Source organism: Paralcaligenes ureilyticus (genome assembly GCF_004346225.1).
GTDB lineage: Bacteria > Pseudomonadota > Gammaproteobacteria > Burkholderiales > Burkholderiaceae_B > Paralcaligenes > Paralcaligenes ureilyticus.
Genome location: NZ_SMAJ01000006.1, coordinates 79,342 through 96,408 on the forward strand (window position 1 = coordinate 79,342; position 17,067 = coordinate 96,408).

Sequence of the window (17,067 nt, forward strand, 5' to 3'; positions counted from 1 at the left end):
ATAGGCAGAGCCCACCCGGCACAAAGTGGCTGATCCGAGAATTCAGCGCGCGAACCTGAAAACAGTTGATACTGGATTTTCCAACAAATTACAACGCTGCCAGGCGTTGCTGCAGCAACAGTTTGAGTGTAATCAGACGTCCGTGAAAAAAATGCGATGCATCGGGCACGACGACAACCGGCAAGCCATGCGCACGCGCGAAGTCCATGGACTCGGACAGGGGCACCACTTCGTCGCGCTCGCCATGGATCAGCAAGGTATCTTCGGGCACGACAACGTCGCGAAACTTGAAGCGATCCACCGCGGTGCCGGCCAATATGAGCGCGTTGGGCGTTTTCTGCCGCTGTTGGGCCAGGCCTGCATACAACTGGGCTGCCACCGCGGTCCCGAACGAAAACCCCGCCAGCACCCATTTGCCGTCGGCCAGTTCGGGGTTGGCCGCCGAGAACTGCGCCACCAGTTCGTGCATGTCGGCCGTTTCGCCCACCGCCCGATCGAACTCACCGGCCGACGCGCCGACGCCGCGAAAATTGGGTCGCACCGCCACCAGACCCTGTTGCACGCACGCGCGCGCAATCGTGGTCACAATCTTGTTATCGCGCGCACCGCCGTGCAAGGGATGCGGGTGCAAAACCAGGGCCCAGCCACGCAACGGACCATCAGGCCAGTCGATAGTGCAGTCAATCGCCCCGGCCAGGCCCTGAAATACGGCATTTTTAGCAAATACAGGCATAAAGCATCAAGGCGGAAAAAAGATTCAAATCATAACAACATCGGGTAGACTCTCTCTAACCAGAGGCGCCGCCGCTGGCCCGGCCACTATTACAACACCCTATTACCCACGATGCCAGCGTCATCCGCCCCTATTCTGCCGCCGCCGGACCAAATGGCCGCGAGCCTGCGGCTGGCCTTGCCCAACTTCAGACACATCGAATGGGTTGAACGCACCGCCTCCACCAATGGCGACCTGCTTGCCCGGGCACGCCATAACGAGCAATCCATGGCCCGGCCCTGGCTGCTGGGCGCACACTTGCAGGAAAGCGGGCGTGGGCGAGCCGGCCGCACCTGGCAGAACCGCAGCGGCGCCAACCTGATGTTTTCCTGCGCCTTCGATGTATTTCTGCCACCCAGGCAACTGCCAACGCTTTCGCCGCTGGCCGGCGTGGCCGCCTGCGAAGCCTTGCGCGAACTGATCGGCCCCGCACACCGCAACCGCCTCGTCATGAAATGGCCCAATGACGTGTACTGGCAATTTTCCAAGCTGGCCGGCATATTGGTCGAAATTACTCGCGCAGGCACGGCGCGCCTGGCGGCGGACCACCACGTCGTGGTTGTCGGCATAGGCATTAATCTGGAAGATGCGCGGGCGCTAAGCCAATCGCTAAACAGGCAAATCGCCGACTGGTCCGAAATCGCCGCGCGAGACGTGCAGGCGGCGGCAACCTCTACGGCCAGCATGGTCGCCGCTATCGCGCGTTCCTGGTCGACCAGTTTCAGCCAGGCCGTACGCGACGGTTTTGACTCTCTCCCCGAGCGTTATGCCTGCACCGACGTCCTGGCCGGCCAACACATCAATGTGCTCGAAGGCGGGCGCATCATGCACGCCGGCATCGCCTGCGGCGTCAATACGTTTGGGCAGCTTCTGGTGCGCAACGCAGAAGGGGAAACGGCCATTTCGATCGGTGAAATTTCGGTGCGGCTGCAGCCATGATGCTTTTGATCGACGCGGGCAATACCCGGATCAAATTCGGCTGGGTCGAGCGTCAAAGCGGCAGGCGCGAAACGGCGGCTTTGACGCTCGACCATGCCGCCCTGGACCGGTTTCCCCGCTGGCTGGCGCAACTTCCCGCACCGCCCGTGGCCGCCTTGGGCGTGAACGTGGCCGGCGCATCGATCTGTGCGGCAATCGAGTCCTGCCTGGCTTTGCATGCATGCCCCATAGCCTGGGTAACCAGTGGCAGCGAAGCACTGGGGGTACGCAATCGCTATCAATCCCCGGATCAGTTGGGCGCCGACCGCTGGGTGTCGATGCTGGCTCTGGCGCAGCGCGCACAGGATGCGCGCGCGGGCCAAACAACAGGCCGTGAGCCCGAATCTGCATTGATGCTGGCCAGCTTTGGCACGGCGACTACTATCGATACGCTTAGCCCGCACCTGAGCTTCGAGGGTGGCCTGATTCTCCCTGGGCCGGAGCTCATGCGTATTTCGCTCGCCCAGGCCACCGCCAATCTGCCGCAAGCCCGGGGGGAAACGACGGCCTACCCCACCGATACGCATGGGGCTATCGCCACCGGCATCGCCGCCGCCCAGGCCGGCGCCGTATTGCGGCAATGGCTGATCGGGCTGGAGCACTATGGCCGAGCTCCACGCATATACAGCGCCGGCGGCGGCTGGCCCATCGTCCAGCAAGAAACGCTGGCCCTGCTCGCCGCCGCCCAAACACGCCTGGGCCTACCGATCACAGCCATAGAATGGCTGGCGGCTCCGGTGCTTGACGGCCTGGCCCGTCTGGCCTGCGAACAGTAGCCAGACTTCGAACTACAATACGGAAAACTCGAGCACAGCCAAAAACACCGGCGCAGCTCAAACCATTTTCCGTTCTTGTCGGCCATGCGCTTTCTATTCCTGCTCATTCTGATCGCCAACATCATTGTCCTGGCCTACGGCCAAGGCTTTTTAGGCAACCCGCCCAGCGAGGAAGGGCGCGATTCCCATATGCTATTGACACAGAAAAGCCCCGAATCCGTCAAACTGGGGGTCCCTTCGGTGGGTACTCAGCCCGCCGCCGGCGCGGCCCCGGCCGCCACGCAAAGCAAACCGTAGACGCACACCGTCGAGACTTCATTTCGGCCTCAAAGCGAAATCACAATCAGAGCGTGGCCCCCAGATGCTTTGCATCGACCGGCACTTGCTCGCTGGCCGGAGGAACGACCAGGTCCATGGGTTTTTGGGCCTGTCCGAGCAGCATTCCGTACATAAAGAATCCACAGCTAATTGCCAAATTTCAGATGCGCCTGGTTGATCACGTCGACCCAGCGCGCTTCTTCGCAGTGCATCCAGCCGGCTTGCCACGCAGGATCGTGGTATTGCGCCACCGATCCTTGCACGATGAACGCATCCTGCACGGCCTTTTCCTGCAGCACCTGCTTCAAGGCCGCCGTCACTGGCGCCAGCGCACTGGCTGGTGCGCCCTTGGGCGCGAGCAGGAACAACGACGGAGTCACGTCGTAGCCCGGCACGGCTTCTGCTACCGTAGGAATATTGGGCAGCGCAGGAAATCTTTTGGCCGACAAACCGGCAAGAATGCGGATTTTCCCAGCCTGAGCAAGGCCCATCGCCGAAGCGATGCTGGCAATAGACATCGATACCTCACCCGCCGCCAGCGCCTGGTTGACCTTGCTGCCGCCGCGATACGGAACGTGCAGAAGTTTTACGCCGGCCTTGAGCTCCAGCAATTCGCCCGCCAGGTGATGAATCGACCCGACCCCAACCGAGGCAAAGGGATATTTACCCGGCGCTTTTTTGGCCATGGCCAAAAAGTCGGCCAGCGTTTTAGCCGGGCTATTGCCAGGCACCGCAATCGCCAGACCGGCCTGCCCGACCATACCCACGGGCTCGAAGCTTCCCGGTAATTTGTAAGCAACCTTGGGATAAACGTGCGGTGCAATCAGCAAGGACGTATCGCCCAGCAGCAAGGTATTGCCGTCAGGCGACGAGTTGGCCACGTAATCGGCGGCAATCGTGCCGCCCGCCCCCGATTTATTTTCCACCACCACAAAGCGCATGAGCGTCGTTTCAAGGTGACGCGCCGTAATCCTGGCCAATGCATCCACTCCGCCGCCAGGCGCAAACCCCACGACAATTTTCAGAGGCGCCGATTGAGCAAGGGCTGGGGAAATCGAACTCAGGCTTAACAGTACCGCCAATGCCATCATTTTGAGCTTGAGCATAGTCGTCTCCACCTACGCAAAGAGTATTAGCCAACCCTCCGTTCTTTGAAGCGCTTTCTGCTAGTGCACAGGAGGCGTAGGCGCGAACACACTCGGCATATCGGCAATACCGCAATCCCACGCAGCGCTGGTGTCCGGGTCGAACTGCAGATACTCCGGAGACGCAGCAACCAGGTCGCAAAAGTCCTTGCCGCCGACCAAAATATGTTCCGTCGCTTCGCGTGCCGCCCCGTGTTCGTCTTTGTTCACCACCGCCAGCAGCAAACGATCATGTTCGAACCAGGAACTGGCCATGCGGTCGGTATAGTCGAAATGGCGCATGCGGTAAGGGTTCGTGCGCTTGCGCATTTGCGTAATCTGATTGATCAAATAAGCATTGCCGCAATTGGCATAAAAAAGCTCGTGGAAAGCCTTGTTATAAGCAGAATAATCATCCAGGCTTTTACGAGTTACCGCACGTTTGCCCTCCTTGTGCAATAAACGCAAGTCCTTGATCTGCGCCGATCCGATACGCTGCACCACCAGCCGCGCGCACAAACCCTCGGCGTACGCCAGGCTTTCGAATATATCGGCCAGTTCACCAGCCGAAAGCTGCACCACATAGGTGCCCGACCGCGCCGCTATGCGTACAAAACCTAGAACCTGCAATTGAAGCAAGGCCTCTCGAACCGGCGTGCGGGAAATCGAAAATATCCGGCTTAAGCGGCCTTCGTCCAATTGTGCGCCTGGGGGCAGCAAGCCTGCAACAATGCGGGCTTCGATTTCCCGCCGGACACGATCTGTCGCAGAAATAGACGCAAGCGATTCTGGTAACCCACCTTTTTCCTTACCCATTCCAAATGACTCCCGGCCGTGTTCGAACCCCATCCATTTTCCGCGACGGCCGTTGTGAGCATCAAACGGGTCAGCCATCTTCTTGCGGCCCATTCTATAGTAACTGGCGGCTGATATATCAAAGGGTATCCGTTTATCAAATACCCCACCCCAATCCGTTGGTGAGGGACAGTTTTAACAGGCCGCCGTGACGTGGTGCGAATTTGCTGCAGGCGTGAGCAATACGCCCAGGCGCTTTATCCCATAAAATGACAGGCTTACCAAAGCACTCAAAAACAATTATTCATCATGAAGCCAATTCGCAAAGCCGTATTTCCCGTGGCCGGCCTGGGCACCCGTTTTCTGCCCGCTACCAAAGCGATGCCCAAGGAAATGCTGCCCATCGTCGATAAACCACTGATCCAATATGCGGTCGAAGAGGCTATCGCAGCAGGCATCACTGATCTGATTTTCATAACGGGCCGCAATAAGCGAGCCATCGAAGATCACTTCGATAGCGTTCCCGAGCTCGAAGCCGACCTTGAATCAAAACACAAGACGAAATTGCTCGATGCCATACGCAACATCATCCCCAATCATGTCAATTGCATCTACACCAGGCAATCCGCCCCGCTGGGGCTGGGGCACGCCGTGCTGTGCGCGGCTCCCATTGTGGGCAACGAACCCTTTGTCGTGCTGCTGGCCGACGATCTGATCGACGCCACCACATCGGTTACACATCAACTGATTGAGGCCGCACACCAACAAAACGGCAGCGTACTCGCCATACAAAATGTGCCGCGCGATCAAACGAACAAATACGGAATTATTTCCGGCAGCCGGATCAACGGCAAAACAACCCGCCTGACGGCGATCGTCGAAAAGCCGGCACCCGACGTCGCGCCCACCACACTCGCCGTGGTTGGGCGCTACGTGCTGGAACCTGAAATCTTCGAACACCTGCGCCAAGTCCAGGCGGGGGTAGGCGGCGAAATCCAGCTGACCGACGGCATTGCAAGTTTGCTCGGCACCAGAGAGGTATACGGTTTTGAGTATGAAGGCCTGCGCTACGATTGCGGCAGCAAGGCGGGATTTTTTCAGGCCACCCTGGAACTGGGCCGCAAGTACCACGGGCTTTGATGGAGCGGGGTTCAGCCCGGGCAGGCCTATTGCCGCGGTCGATGGCACCCACAAGGGGTGCCGCTACGTTAGCGGCGGGTACGTTTTTGTAGCGGCACCTCTTGTGGGTGCCACCGCCTTCCGGGCCTTGATCTCGTTCAACCCGGCGACGACCCTGGCGATGGCGCCGGTATGCTTTTGCACCCAATGCGCGCCGGCCTGGCCCATTTTGCTTAGCTCAGCGGGCTGATCCAGCAAATCGAGCGCCTTGCACAAGGCCGCGTCGACAGTCTGGACCCGTATCGCGGCGCCCTCATCGATCGCATCGACCACCGCCTGCTCGAAATTCCGGGTATGCGGCCCCACGAGTACCGGCACGCCTACCGCGCACGCCTCAATCAAATTCTGCCCGCCCATAGGCTCAAAGCTGCCCGCCACAATGGCAATATGGCTGCTCGCGTAATAACTGGGCATTTCGCCCAGACTATCGCCCAGCAGCACCAAAGGCTGGCCACCGGCACGCAGGGCCGCGGCCCCCGCCTGGCCGATATCAACCAACTGGGAGCGCCGCATAAACGGCAGCTGCGCTTTCTGCAGTAACGCCGCCGCCTCTTCGAAGCGTTGTGGATGGCGCGGGATCAAATAAAACATCACCCGCTCGGCCAGATCCTTGCCATGCCCGCGGGCGCGTCCGACTTTGCGGGCTATCGCATCCACAAACAGCTGGTCCTCACCCTCACGCGTGCTGGCAATGGCGACGACCTTGCGTTTGAGCGCCGCATTGAAAGCCTTGCCGCGCGCCACCTTGTCGGCAGGCAGGGAAACATCAAATTTGAAATTGCCCGACACCCGCACCGCCGAAGCGCCAGCCTGCTCGAGTCGCTGCGCATCGCTTAACGTCTGGGCATAGACCGCATCAAGGCTGCCATAGGCCTCTCGCATGACACGCCCGGCCCGCAGGCTGTTACGTAAGGCGTGATCGGAAAAGCGCGCGCTCACCAGCATCATGGGTATGTGTGCCCGGCGAGCCGACGCAATCGCGTTGGGCCAAACCTCGCGCTCGATCAATATGCCGATGAGCGGCCGGTAATGCGCCATAAACCGCTGTGTACAGCCGGGGAAATCGTAGGGCAGCCACTCCTGCTTCAACCGGCCCTGCGCAATGGCGGTTGCAAAGGTCAGGGCTCCTTCGGCGCGCCCGGTCACCGTCATATGCGTGAGGAGCACGCTCTCGCCCTGATCGAGCAAAGCCTGCACAAGCGGCTGCGCTGCACGGGTCTCGCCCAGGCTGACGGCATGCACCCAGATGGGTTTCTTCAGCACGCTCACGCCTGCATAACGGCCAAAACGGCTGCCCGACCATACGCCCCAATCGCCGCCCGCCCGCCGCGCACGCAATGCCATCCACCCCAGCAAGCCGGGCGACAGCAAACGGATAAAAGCAGTGTAGAAAAAGCGATTCAATGAAGGATCACCGCCATACGAAAAAGGCTGTAACTAAAAGGTACACATGCCAATTCTAAATGAAATCACTCCCAGACAGGCTGTAAGACCCTTCCAAGCTGTCGGGGGCGCTGCTCGCGTCACGATAGGCCAGGGCCTGCTCGAGAGCGCTGAGCACGGTTTCTGCCGAGGGCGCATTACCCCGTTCACCAAGGCTGGCCGTGTAGGCCGGCCCTTCGAGCGGGGTACGCACCGGGGTCGACGCCTTGTAGATGCCCACAGTGGGCCGCCCCAGGCCTGCCGACAAATGAGTCAGGCCGCTATCGAGCCCGACCATCACCCGCGCACAGGACAGAACCTTGGCAATATCGTTCAAGCCCATTCGCGGCAAAACCTGCGCATCGGCCCGACCCGCCACAAGCGCCTCGGCCCGGGCCGTCTCGGCCTCGGTGCCTGCCAAAAGCCGCAGCGCCAGACCATGCTCTTGCAGGCGCAAAAAAACTTTGTGCCAATCTTCAACCGGCCAGAGCTTGTCGGGGCGGCTGGCCGACGGCATGATGACCGCGTAGGGCTGAATCACGGCGCCGCCGATGACTGCCTGTAACCCGAAATCGGGCGCACCGCTATACGTATAGGCAAAGGCGGCGGCAGCCAGCTCACGCTGCCGCGTTACCGCCGGCTGCCAGAAATTGACGGTGTGCTTGACGTCGTAAAAAAAAGAAGCCAGAGGCTCGCGTGCGGATCGCCAGTCCAGGCCATGGCGCAAACCATGCGTCTGGCGCACCAGCCATACCGATTTCATCAGGGCCTGCATATCAAGCACTACATCGTAACGGCGCGAATGCAGGTTTTGCCGCAACGCCGCACGTTCGGCCCGGGTTTCGGCCGACCACCAATGCTTGCGCCAGCGCCGGTGCGCCACCGTTATAACGTCGTGGACGGCCGGATGCCAGGCAGGAATCTCGGCGAAATTCTCTTCGACAATCCAGTCTATCTGCGCCTGCGGGACATGCCGGGCAATATCGGATATTGCCGGCAGCATATGCACCAGATCACCCAGCGAGGATGTGCGAACAATAAGGATTTTTGTCGTCATGGCGCGATTATAAAGACAAGTCGCGCACGCCCATACAATTAATATTCAATCCTCAAATCCAACGGCCCGCGGCAGCGCGCACCGATGAATTGCGTGTGATTATCAGGCGGAGGGTCGCGTATCGGCGACCGAAGGCCGTTTGCTTATTTCCGCAAACCAGGCCGCTAACGCGGGATGAGTGCTGCGCCAATCATAATCGGCGAAACGAAAGTCCAGATACCCCAAGGCGCACACCAAAGCAATCGTGCCGATATCAAAGGTCTTGCCGCGAACCCCAATCACCGCTTCGAAATGGCCCAAGCCGCTTTTGATTTTGTCCATCTGCCCTGCCGTCCAGTCGTCCCAGCGCAGCTCTTCGGGACGCATCGCGTTTTCGTACCGGGCCAACAAGGCGGCATCCAGAATGCCGTCGGCCAGCGACTGCTCGGTGAGCGTCTGCCATTTCAGATCCGACTCTTTGGGGAAAAGATTTCCTTTGCCCAGATCATTCAGATATTCGCAAATGACCCGGCTGTCGTACAAGGCCTGGCCCTTATCCGTAAAAAACGTGGGCACCTTGCCCAGGGGATTGGCGGCCACAACCGTCTGATCGCGCACAACTGGACCGGCGGCGCTGGGCAGCTTTTCGACTTGCGATGCCAGGCCCAGTTCCTGCGCCACGATCATGCATTTGCGCACAAACGGCGAGGCGGGTGAAAAATAAATCTTCATAATCGTCCTTGAGATAAATAGACAAACCAGAGCTACTGTAACGCCAACTGCCGGCCCGCCACCCAGCCGAAGGTAAGGGCGGGGCCCAGCGTAATACCCGGGGCCGGATATGCCCCTCCCATCACCGACTGCATATCGTTGCCTGCCACGTACAAGCCGGCAATCGCCTGACCATCGGCCCCCACCGCCTGGGCATACTCGTTACAGGAAATTCCGCACGCCGTACCGATATCTCCCGCCACTACCTTGACGGCATAAAACGGCGCATTGCCCAATGGAGCCAGACAGGGGTTGGGCTTGTGCTGCGGGTCGCCCAAATACCGGTTGTATTCGGTACTGCCTTTGCCAAAATCAGTATCCACACCACTCACTGCCAAATCGTTGTAACGATTCACGGTTTGAACGAGCGCATCGGCAGGCACCCCCATCAGCCGGGCCAGCTCATCCAGTGAACTCGCCTTTAACAGATACCCGGCGTCGATCAGGTATTGCCTCGGACGCCCGCCTGGCAAAGCCAGGCCCAGCCCCCATTTATCCACAAACGCCTGATCACAGATCAGATGGGCGGGTATGCTGGGCACCGTTTCGTTCGAACGATACATGCCCAGGACGAACTCGTGATAAGAAGAAGACTCGTTGACAAAACGCCGGCCGTGGGCGTTGACGGCAATCAATCCGGGCTTGGATCGATCCCAGACCAAATGCGGGTAGCGAACCACTTCGCCGTTGGGCTTGGTCCATATCGAGACCGGAGCCCAAAAAGCGGGCGACACGTGGCCTCGCCCCATGACGGCCCCCGCCTCTTGCGCGAGCCGTATGCCGTCGCCCTGATTATCCGTTGGGGACATGGACCACATCCCGATCGGCTTGGGATACAAGGCGTGCCGCAGGGACGCATTCCATGGAAATCCGCCGCTGGCCACGACCACCCCTTTGCGCACCTGTATGTTCACATCGGCACCGTTGCGGGCAACGGTGACGCCTACCACCCGGCCGCTGGCATCGCAATGCAAACGCCGGGCCGCCGTCGACAGCCAATAAGGCAGCTTGGAATGCAACACCCCGGCAAACAGCTGCGCCGCCAGGGCATTACCCAGCAACAGTCGTGTGCCGCGATGATAGCCGCGAACCCTGTCGGACCCATATCGCAGGACCAGCTTTCCCGCGTGCCAGAACGATGCAAAGGAATGGCTCACATTGAGCAAATGCCGTACATCGACCAACGACACCATCATGCCGCCCAACACCAGGAACTCCTTTAGCGGATCGTGCAGCTCCTTGAAATGCCGGCCTAGCCTGCGGCCATCGAACTCAACCGGATCAAGCGCCCGCCCGCCCAAGGCGGCGCCTGGACGATCGGGATAATAGTCCGGCGAAAACGTGCGTGCCGCCAGCGTCAATACACCATGAGACGTCATGTAGTCCAGCATCTTCGGGCCCATTTCCAGATACGCCCGTTTCATGGACTCCGCCGAGGCATCGCCCACGGTATGGTCCAGGTATTCCCACACCTTCTCAAAGGTATCGGGATGGCCCGCCGCCGCGGACTGCGAATTGAGCGGCAGCCAGACCGCGCCGCCCGATACGGCCGTCGAGCCGCCGATCCTGCCTGTTTTCTCGATGAGCAACACCTCCAGGCCTTCGAAATGAGCGGTCAGGGCGGCCGTCATGCCGCTCGCGCCCGACCCGATCACCACCGCATCCACGGTTTCGTCCCACCTTACGTCTTCCATGATTTCCTATGCTCCCGACCCGCCCAACGACTTGCCGCCATCTACAAACAAGACCTGGCCCGTAATAAAGCTCATGGCCGGGCTCGCCAGAAAGGACACCGCATTGGCCACATCGTCGGGTCGTCCGGCTCGTCCCGTCGGCTGCAAGGCCAGTTGGGCCGCAAGCCGCTCAGGGCTTAGAGCCTGCAGCAGCGGCGTATCGATCAGGCCTGGCGCGATGGCGTTGACCAATATCCCCCGCGGGGCAAGCTCCATCGCCGAAGCCCGGGTGTAGCCGACCAGAGCAGCCTTGGAGGCCACATAGTGAGGATGGTTCTTTGCTCCCAGATAAGCACGCGAAGCAATATTGATTATCTTCGAGCCCGAGGTCATTTTCCCGGCAAGCTCTTGCGTCAAGGTAGCGGCCGCAATCAGGTTGACCTCGTACATGCGGCGAAAATCTTCGTTCGAAACCTCGAAAAACAGACGCTCGTCGAATAAGCCTGCGTTGTTCACCAAAGCGGCTACCGGTGGCAACTGCGCAGCCAAGGCGCGCAATTCATCCTCGTCGGTGAGATCAACGCATCGGCCCTCCACATCCAGCTCCTCGGCCCGAAACTCCTCGATCGTGCGGCCCAACAACAACTCATTACGATCCAGAACCATTACTCGAAACCCGTCGCGAGCCAGGCGCTGCACTATCGCCATGCCCATGCCGCTCGCGCCGCCCGTGACCACCGCCATTGCTTTCATTCTGCTTCGCCTTATACCGCCAAATACCCACCGTCCACGGGCAGTATGACGCCGTTGACGTAACTGGCCATGGACGAGGCCAGGAAAATGACCGGACCTACGATTTCTTCAGGAGTCCCATTTCTGGCCATGGGCGTGCGGGAACAATACCAATCCGTGCCATGCGGCGTCGCGCGCTGGCCCGCTGTCATATCGGTTTCCATCAAGCCCGGCGCCACGGCATTGACCCGTACTCCGTACGGGGCCAGATCCCGGGCCATGACCTGCGTCAGCGACCTCACCCCACCCTTTGACACCACATAGCCTACCGACGAAATACCGCTGCCAAAAGCCACGATGGAACAAAGATTGATAATCGCGCCTTGCGTTTTTTTCAGGGCGCCGACAAAGGCATGGCTGACGTTGAACGTGCCCTGCAAATTCACCTGCATTACCCTGGCCCATACATCAGGGCTATCCGCATCATCAAAGCGGCCCTTTACCGACATACCGGCATTGTTGACCAGAATGTCGATGGCGCCGAGCTGTTCGCCCACCCGGGCGGCCACTTGGACGACATCGGCCGCCACCCTCACATCAAACGCGAACGAATGCGCCGCGCCGCCCGTGGACTGTATCTCGCGAACGGTCGCGAGTGCCGCCGGCTCATCCATATCGGCGACGACGACCGTCGCGCCTTCGCGCGCCAGGCCTTTGGCTATGGCCGCCCCCAGGCCTTTTCCCGCGCCCGTCACCAACGCCAGCTTTCCCTGTACCAAGCCCATGCCAATCTCCACCCTGCTCTAAGCACCCAGATAGGCGCGACGCACGCCATCGTCGGCCATCAGATCGGCCGCTTTGCCCTTCAATGAAATCTCGCCGTTCTCCAGAATGTAGGCGTAGCTCGATACCGACAGCGCCAGCTTCACGTTCTGTTCGACAAGTAAAATCGTCATGCCCTGTTCGCGATTCAGCCTGCGGATAATTTCAAAAATCTGCTCGACAATCAGCGGAGCCAACCCCATCGACGGCTCATCGAGCAATATCATCCGCGGCCTGGACATCATGGCCCGGGCCGTTGCAAGCATCTGCTGCTCGCCGCCAGAAAGTGTGGCGGCCTTTTGGCCGATCCGCTCGCGCAGACGCGGGAAAATATCGCACATCTGATCCAGATCGGTGCGCACGCCAGGCCGATCGCGTCGCTGATACGCACCCATTTCCAGGTTCTCGCGTACGGTCATATCGCGAAATATCTCGCGCCCCTCAGGCACCTGGACTATGCCCCGGCGCACGATCTCGTCCGTTCGCCGGGTATGTATGGGGTGCCCATCGAAATGCACCGATCCGCCCGTCGGCTTAATCAACCGCGAGATGACATTGAGGGTGGTGGATTTACCCGCGCCATTGGCGCCCAGCAACGCCACAATTTCACCTTCGGGCACCGACAGGGAAACCTCGTGCAAGGCCTGAATATGCCCATACGCCGCCGAGATGGACTCGACCTCAAGGAGCGCGCCGCTCATGACTGGCCCTCCTTGCCCAGATACGCCTCGATTACCCGCGGATCGGTGCGAATGTCGGCCGGAGCGCCCTGCGCTATTTTTTCGCCGAAGGACATCACCGTAATGGCGTGCGAAATCGACATGACCAGCTGCATGACGTGCTCGACCAGCAGCACCGTAATGCCGTCCTTGGCGCACAGTTCGACGAGCAAGTGGTCCAGCGTATCAATTTCCCGATTCCGCAATCCGGCGGCAGGCTCGTCGAGCAGCAGCAGCCGGGGGCGTATTGCCAGCGCGCGCGCCAGCTCAAGCATCTTCTGGCGGCCGAAATCCAGGCTGTTGGCCGGCGCATCGACGAAGTCGATCAAGCCCACGCGCTGGAGCAGGTATTCGGCAAACTCGATGTTCTCGGCGCTGGAACGCCGCAGCACGCCAAGCAGGCTGCGCGCGCTATGCGAATACGAACCCAGCAGCACGTTTTCTCGGACCGAAAGCCCACCGAAGAGTTCCAGATTTTGAAACGTGCGGGCTATCCCCAAACCCGCCATGTGGTGCGGATAGCGGCGCGTAATGTCCTGGCCCTCGAACACTATTTTTCCCGCGTAAGGATCGTAATAGCGCGACACACAATTAAAAATGGTGGATTTCCCCGCCCCGTTGGGGCCGATCAGCGCGTGAATGCGTCCCTGCTCAATATCGAAGGACAGATTATTGACGGCGGTGAGGCCGCCAAACTTCACCGTCAGGTTTTCAATCGACAGGCAGGCGGTCATGGGCGGCCCTCGTCGTGTCCGGCCGACGATTTCACGCCTTGCGTCGCGGGCAACCGAGACAAACGCTGCGCCCCGCGGGCCTGCCTTTTAATGAACAGGCCTCCGGGAGCAAACATCATGAATCCGATCAGGATCAGGCCATAAATAATTTCCTGAAACGACAGCACCTGCCGCAAGACCTCAGAGATCAGGCCGAAGAGCACGGCACCCACCACCGCACCGCGCACCGAACCCAGCCCTCCGACCACAATCATGATCAGAATCAGCAAGGTGGCGTCAAAGCCCAGGCTGTCCGGATGGATAAATGACGCAAACGTGGTGTACACACCGCCGGCCACGCCGGCATAAGCGGCCGAAAACATAAAGGCCACGCGCTTGACCACATTCACATTCACTCCCATGGCCTGCGCCGCCACATCGCTTTCCCGCACGGCACGAAAGGCCGAGCCCAGCCGCGAACGCGAAAGCAGGACCGTCAGCCACAGCGTCAATGCCGCAATCGCCACCACAAACGGATAGGCGCGTATATCGGAGGTCAGTTGAAAACCGAAAATCCGGGCCGGCGACATCTGATAGCCGTTGGAGCCATTGGTGACCGCCGTCCAGTTGACGAACACCCACTGCATCGCCTCGCCAAAAGCAAAGGTCGATAGCGCCAGGTAGATATCCCGCATACGGATGGCCAGGGCGCCGAGCACATAACCCAAAACGGCGGAGACCAGGCCGCCCGCCAAAATGGACACGATAAACGGCGGGTGCCACGCGGTATTGAGAATGGCGGCGGTGTAGATGCCTACGCCGTAAAAGGCCGCATGCGACAAGGCAAACTGGCCGGTTTCACCTATCACGATATGCAGGCCAAGCGACAGGATGACGTAAACCATCAGCAGATTCACGATATACAGCACATAGCCCGTGGCGGTAAAGGGCAACACCAACAACACCAGCAAAGCCAGCCACAAAAGGGCTTTATCCAGGTTGATCTTCATACCTTTTTAACCTGCAGGCTGCCGCCCAGAATACCTTGCGGGCGCAACACCAGAACAATCATGATGGCCAGAAAAGGCGCTACGACAATGGCATTGGTCGATATGAACAGGCCCACCAGGTTTTCCGCAATGCCGATGATGAATCCGCCCACTATCGCACCGGGCACACTGCTGATGCCGCCCACAATGGCTGCGGCAAACGCCAATATGACGATATGGCCAATATCGGGGGTCATCAGGATTTTGGGGGTGATCAGAATGGCCGAAACCGCAGAGATCAGGCCGGCAAGCCCCCATACGGCCATGCGCATGGTTTGCAAATTGACGCCGACTATCTGTGCCGCTTTCGGGTTCATGCCCACGGCCCGCATGGCCTTGCCGATTCGCGTGTAATTGAACATGAAAAATAACAGCAGCATTACGACGATGGCCACTACAAAAATCATGACATCCAGCCGGGTCAATATGGCCTGGCCAATCATGACCGTATCGGTCGACACCAAAGGAGGCAAGGATCGCGGCACATCGCCCAGGCCAGTCTGGCGCACCAGCCCTTTAAGCACATAAGCCAGGCCCAGGGTAGCAATCACCAATTGCACGCCCACCCCTTTGTTCATCACCACCCGCTCCATGACGACGCGCTGAAAAAAAGCGCATACCGCCGACACGACAATCAGGGTCAAGGGAATAACCAGTAAATAGGACCAATGCAGGGCGACAATCATAAATAGCGCCGCATAGCCGCCCAGCATGAAGATTTCGCCGGCCGCGAAATTCGGCACGTCCGTGGCTTTAAAGATAATCACCACTGCAACAGCCAGCAAGGCATAAACACTGCCGGTGACCAGGCCCGACAAAATACCCTGCTGCAAAAATAGCCAAATGTCGGCAAGACTCATGCGTGTCTCCGCAAGGCGCAGGCGTGCCTAGGCATAGCCCGCGCCCGGGGTGAATTCATTTAGGCTGATAGGTCCAGTCGCTCTTGTAGGAACCTGGAATCAATTCCCTATGAGTCCCATCGAACTTGATGTAAATGGCGGCTTTCTGGCCCGCGTGATCGGTAGGCGTGAATTCAATGGGACCCGCCATGACTTTGGAATCCAGCTTCATATGCTCCAGCGCCGTCAAGACTTTTTCCCGAGTCAAGTCACGCCCGGCTTCCTTCAGAGCCTCCACCACCGTCATGGCCGACGGAATGCCATAGGGCATGAAGGTTTGCGGATGCCCCGGCTTGGCCGCGAGATCCGGATAATTATCCTTGTACATCTTGTACACCCAGGCCATTTTGGGGTCGTCGGGCAGGCCCGCGACCACATCCTGGATATAGAAATTCTTGAGCGCGTCGCTACCGCCCACGTTTGCCACTAACTGGGTCACATCGGCGGCGCCATTCACCGCCAGAACGATCGGTTTGGTCCAACCCATCTCGCGCGCCTTTTTGATAATCAGCGCAGCCGGCCGTGCGTAGGTGGCCAATAACAGAACATCGGGGTTGGCGGCGCGAATTTTCAGCATGGGTGCCGTCACATCAGTGATGGAAGGATTGATCGACTGGACGTCCAGCGTCACCCCGCCCAGCTTCTGGGCCTGAAACCGGGCCGCGTCCAGATTCCAGGTTCCGTAGGCATCGTCATGATTGATGTACCCGATTTTCTTGGCTTTCAAATGCTCGACCGCAAATTGCACGATCGACCCTCCAACGGCATGCTGGGAAATGGAGAAAGCGCCATAGATGTACTTGGAGGGTGGATACAAGGCGCCGTCGCCTGACGCGTTGAGCATCAAGAGCGGAATCTTGGCGCGATCGACATATTCGCGAGCGGCCACCACGGCCGCCGAACACGAGCCGCCGTTCAGGAGAAACACCTTGTCCTGCTCGGTGAGTTTTTTCACCGCGGCCATCAGGTCATTGGCGTTGCAGCGCGTATCCTCGACGGACAGCACAATCTTGCGCCCGTTGATACCGCCTTCCTTGTTGACTTTTTCGTACCACATCTTGGCGGCGTTGATCACATCAAAGCCATATGCCATGCCGCTGCCCGACAAGGGAGAAAACACGCCTATCTTGATGGTGGTATCCGTTACTCCCGGCTCTTGTTCCGCCGCTAGCGCCGAGGCTGCCAAAAGGCCGCTTGCAAGAACTGCCGCGGCAATGCGATTAAAAATTTTCATGCTGTCTCCAATCTTTGTTGTTTTGGGCCACCACGGCCGCGACTTTGCCAAACTA

18 protein-coding genes are annotated in these 17,067 nt (G+C 59.4%); 4 read left to right on the forward strand and 14 right to left on the reverse strand.

Going from position 1 to position 17,067, the window contains the following annotated elements; translation table 11 throughout:
- Positions 1–88: 88 nt before the first annotated feature.
- Positions 89–733 carry an alpha/beta hydrolase gene (locus EDC26_RS09915; protein WP_132582066.1) on the reverse strand — a complete coding sequence of 215 codons (645 nt, stop codon included), beginning with the start codon at positions 731–733 and terminating at the stop codon, positions 89–91.
- A 153-nt stretch (positions 734–886) separates the two neighbouring features.
- Here EDC26_RS09915 and EDC26_RS09920 point away from each other — a divergent pair, with 153 nt between their 5' ends.
- The 3 genes from EDC26_RS09920 (at position 887) to EDC26_RS09930 (ending at position 2,823) form a co-directional block, all read left to right on the forward strand.
- A complete protein-coding gene (locus EDC26_RS09920; RefSeq protein WP_243700863.1) occupies positions 887–1,711 on the forward strand; it encodes a biotin--[acetyl-CoA-carboxylase] ligase in 825 nt (274 codons plus the stop codon).
- Positions 1,708–2,526, forward strand: coding sequence for a type III pantothenate kinase (locus EDC26_RS09925; protein WP_132582070.1), 819 nt, complete (start codon positions 1,708–1,710; stop codon positions 2,524–2,526). The genes EDC26_RS09920 and EDC26_RS09925 overlap by 4 nt, the downstream gene beginning before the upstream one ends.
- Before the next feature lie 84 nt (positions 2,527–2,610).
- A complete protein-coding gene (locus EDC26_RS09930; protein ID WP_132582072.1) occupies positions 2,611–2,823 on the forward strand; it encodes a hypothetical protein in 213 nt (70 codons plus the stop codon).
- A gap of 167 nt (positions 2,824–2,990) precedes the next feature.
- On the opposite strand, the gene EDC26_RS09935 is transcribed toward EDC26_RS09930, so the two are convergent.
- Together EDC26_RS09935 and EDC26_RS09940 are read right to left on the reverse strand one after the other, a co-directional pair.
- The gene (locus EDC26_RS09935; protein ID WP_132582074.1) at positions 2,991–3,950 is read right to left on the reverse strand and encodes a Bug family tripartite tricarboxylate transporter substrate binding protein; all 960 of its coding nucleotides are present in this window, start codon (positions 3,948–3,950) and stop codon (positions 2,991–2,993) included.
- Between the two features lie 60 nt (positions 3,951–4,010).
- Positions 4,011–4,862 carry a GntR family transcriptional regulator gene (locus tag EDC26_RS09940; RefSeq protein ID WP_165930985.1) on the reverse strand — a complete coding sequence of 284 codons (852 nt, stop codon included), beginning with the start codon at positions 4,860–4,862 and terminating at the stop codon, positions 4,011–4,013.
- Between the two features lie 210 nt (positions 4,863–5,072).
- Between EDC26_RS09940 and galU the strand changes: the two genes are divergently transcribed.
- Entirely contained in the window at positions 5,073–5,903 is an 831-nt protein-coding gene (gene galU, locus EDC26_RS09945; RefSeq protein ID WP_132582078.1) for a UTP--glucose-1-phosphate uridylyltransferase GalU, read from the forward strand.
- 63 nt (positions 5,904–5,966) lie between these two features.
- On the opposite strand, the gene EDC26_RS09950 is transcribed toward galU, so the two are convergent.
- From EDC26_RS09950 to EDC26_RS10000, 11 genes are all read right to left on the reverse strand, one after another.
- Positions 5,967–7,346, reverse strand: coding sequence for a 3-deoxy-D-manno-octulosonic acid transferase (locus tag EDC26_RS09950; RefSeq protein ID WP_132582080.1), 1,380 nt, complete (start codon positions 7,344–7,346; stop codon positions 5,967–5,969).
- A gap of 55 nt (positions 7,347–7,401) precedes the next feature.
- The gene (gene waaC / locus EDC26_RS09955; protein ID WP_132582082.1) at positions 7,402–8,421 is read right to left on the reverse strand and encodes a lipopolysaccharide heptosyltransferase I; all 1,020 of its coding nucleotides are present in this window, start codon (positions 8,419–8,421) and stop codon (positions 7,402–7,404) included.
- A 102-nt stretch (positions 8,422–8,523) separates the two neighbouring features.
- Positions 8,524–9,132 (reverse strand): glutathione S-transferase, encoded by a 609-nt coding sequence (locus tag EDC26_RS09960; RefSeq protein ID WP_132582084.1) that lies wholly within the window; start codon positions 9,130–9,132, stop codon positions 8,524–8,526.
- Positions 9,133–9,164: 32 nt separating this feature from the next.
- A complete protein-coding gene (locus EDC26_RS09965; protein WP_132582086.1) occupies positions 9,165–10,865 on the reverse strand; it encodes an FAD-dependent oxidoreductase in 1,701 nt (566 codons plus the stop codon).
- Positions 10,866–10,871: 6 nt separating this feature from the next.
- Positions 10,872–11,597: an SDR family NAD(P)-dependent oxidoreductase gene (locus EDC26_RS09970; RefSeq protein WP_132582088.1), complete on the reverse strand. Its 726-nt coding sequence runs from the start codon at positions 11,595–11,597 to the stop codon at positions 10,872–10,874.
- An 11-nt stretch (positions 11,598–11,608) separates the two neighbouring features.
- Complete coding sequence (locus tag EDC26_RS09975; protein WP_132582090.1) at positions 11,609–12,361, reverse strand: SDR family NAD(P)-dependent oxidoreductase; 753 nt, start codon at positions 12,359–12,361, stop codon at positions 11,609–11,611.
- 18 nt (positions 12,362–12,379) lie between these two features.
- The gene (locus EDC26_RS09980) at positions 12,380–13,099 is read right to left on the reverse strand and encodes an ABC transporter ATP-binding protein (protein WP_132582092.1); all 720 of its coding nucleotides are present in this window, start codon (positions 13,097–13,099) and stop codon (positions 12,380–12,382) included.
- Entirely contained in the window at positions 13,096–13,851 is a 756-nt protein-coding gene (locus tag EDC26_RS09985; RefSeq protein WP_132582094.1) for an ABC transporter ATP-binding protein, read from the reverse strand. The genes EDC26_RS09980 and EDC26_RS09985 overlap by 4 nt, the downstream gene beginning before the upstream one ends.
- A complete protein-coding gene (locus tag EDC26_RS09990) occupies positions 13,848–14,840 on the reverse strand; it encodes a branched-chain amino acid ABC transporter permease (RefSeq protein ID WP_132582096.1) in 993 nt (330 codons plus the stop codon). Before EDC26_RS09990 ends, EDC26_RS09985 begins: the two co-directional genes overlap by 4 nt.
- On the reverse strand, positions 14,837–15,739 hold the full coding sequence (locus EDC26_RS09995) for a branched-chain amino acid ABC transporter permease (protein ID WP_132582098.1): 903 nt from the start codon (positions 15,737–15,739) through the stop codon (positions 14,837–14,839). The genes EDC26_RS09990 and EDC26_RS09995 overlap by 4 nt, the downstream gene beginning before the upstream one ends.
- 55 nt (positions 15,740–15,794) lie before the next feature.
- Positions 15,795–17,012 carry an ABC transporter substrate-binding protein gene (locus EDC26_RS10000; RefSeq protein WP_132582100.1) on the reverse strand — a complete coding sequence of 406 codons (1,218 nt, stop codon included), beginning with the start codon at positions 17,010–17,012 and terminating at the stop codon, positions 15,795–15,797.
- Between the last annotated feature and the right edge of the window lie 55 nt (positions 17,013–17,067).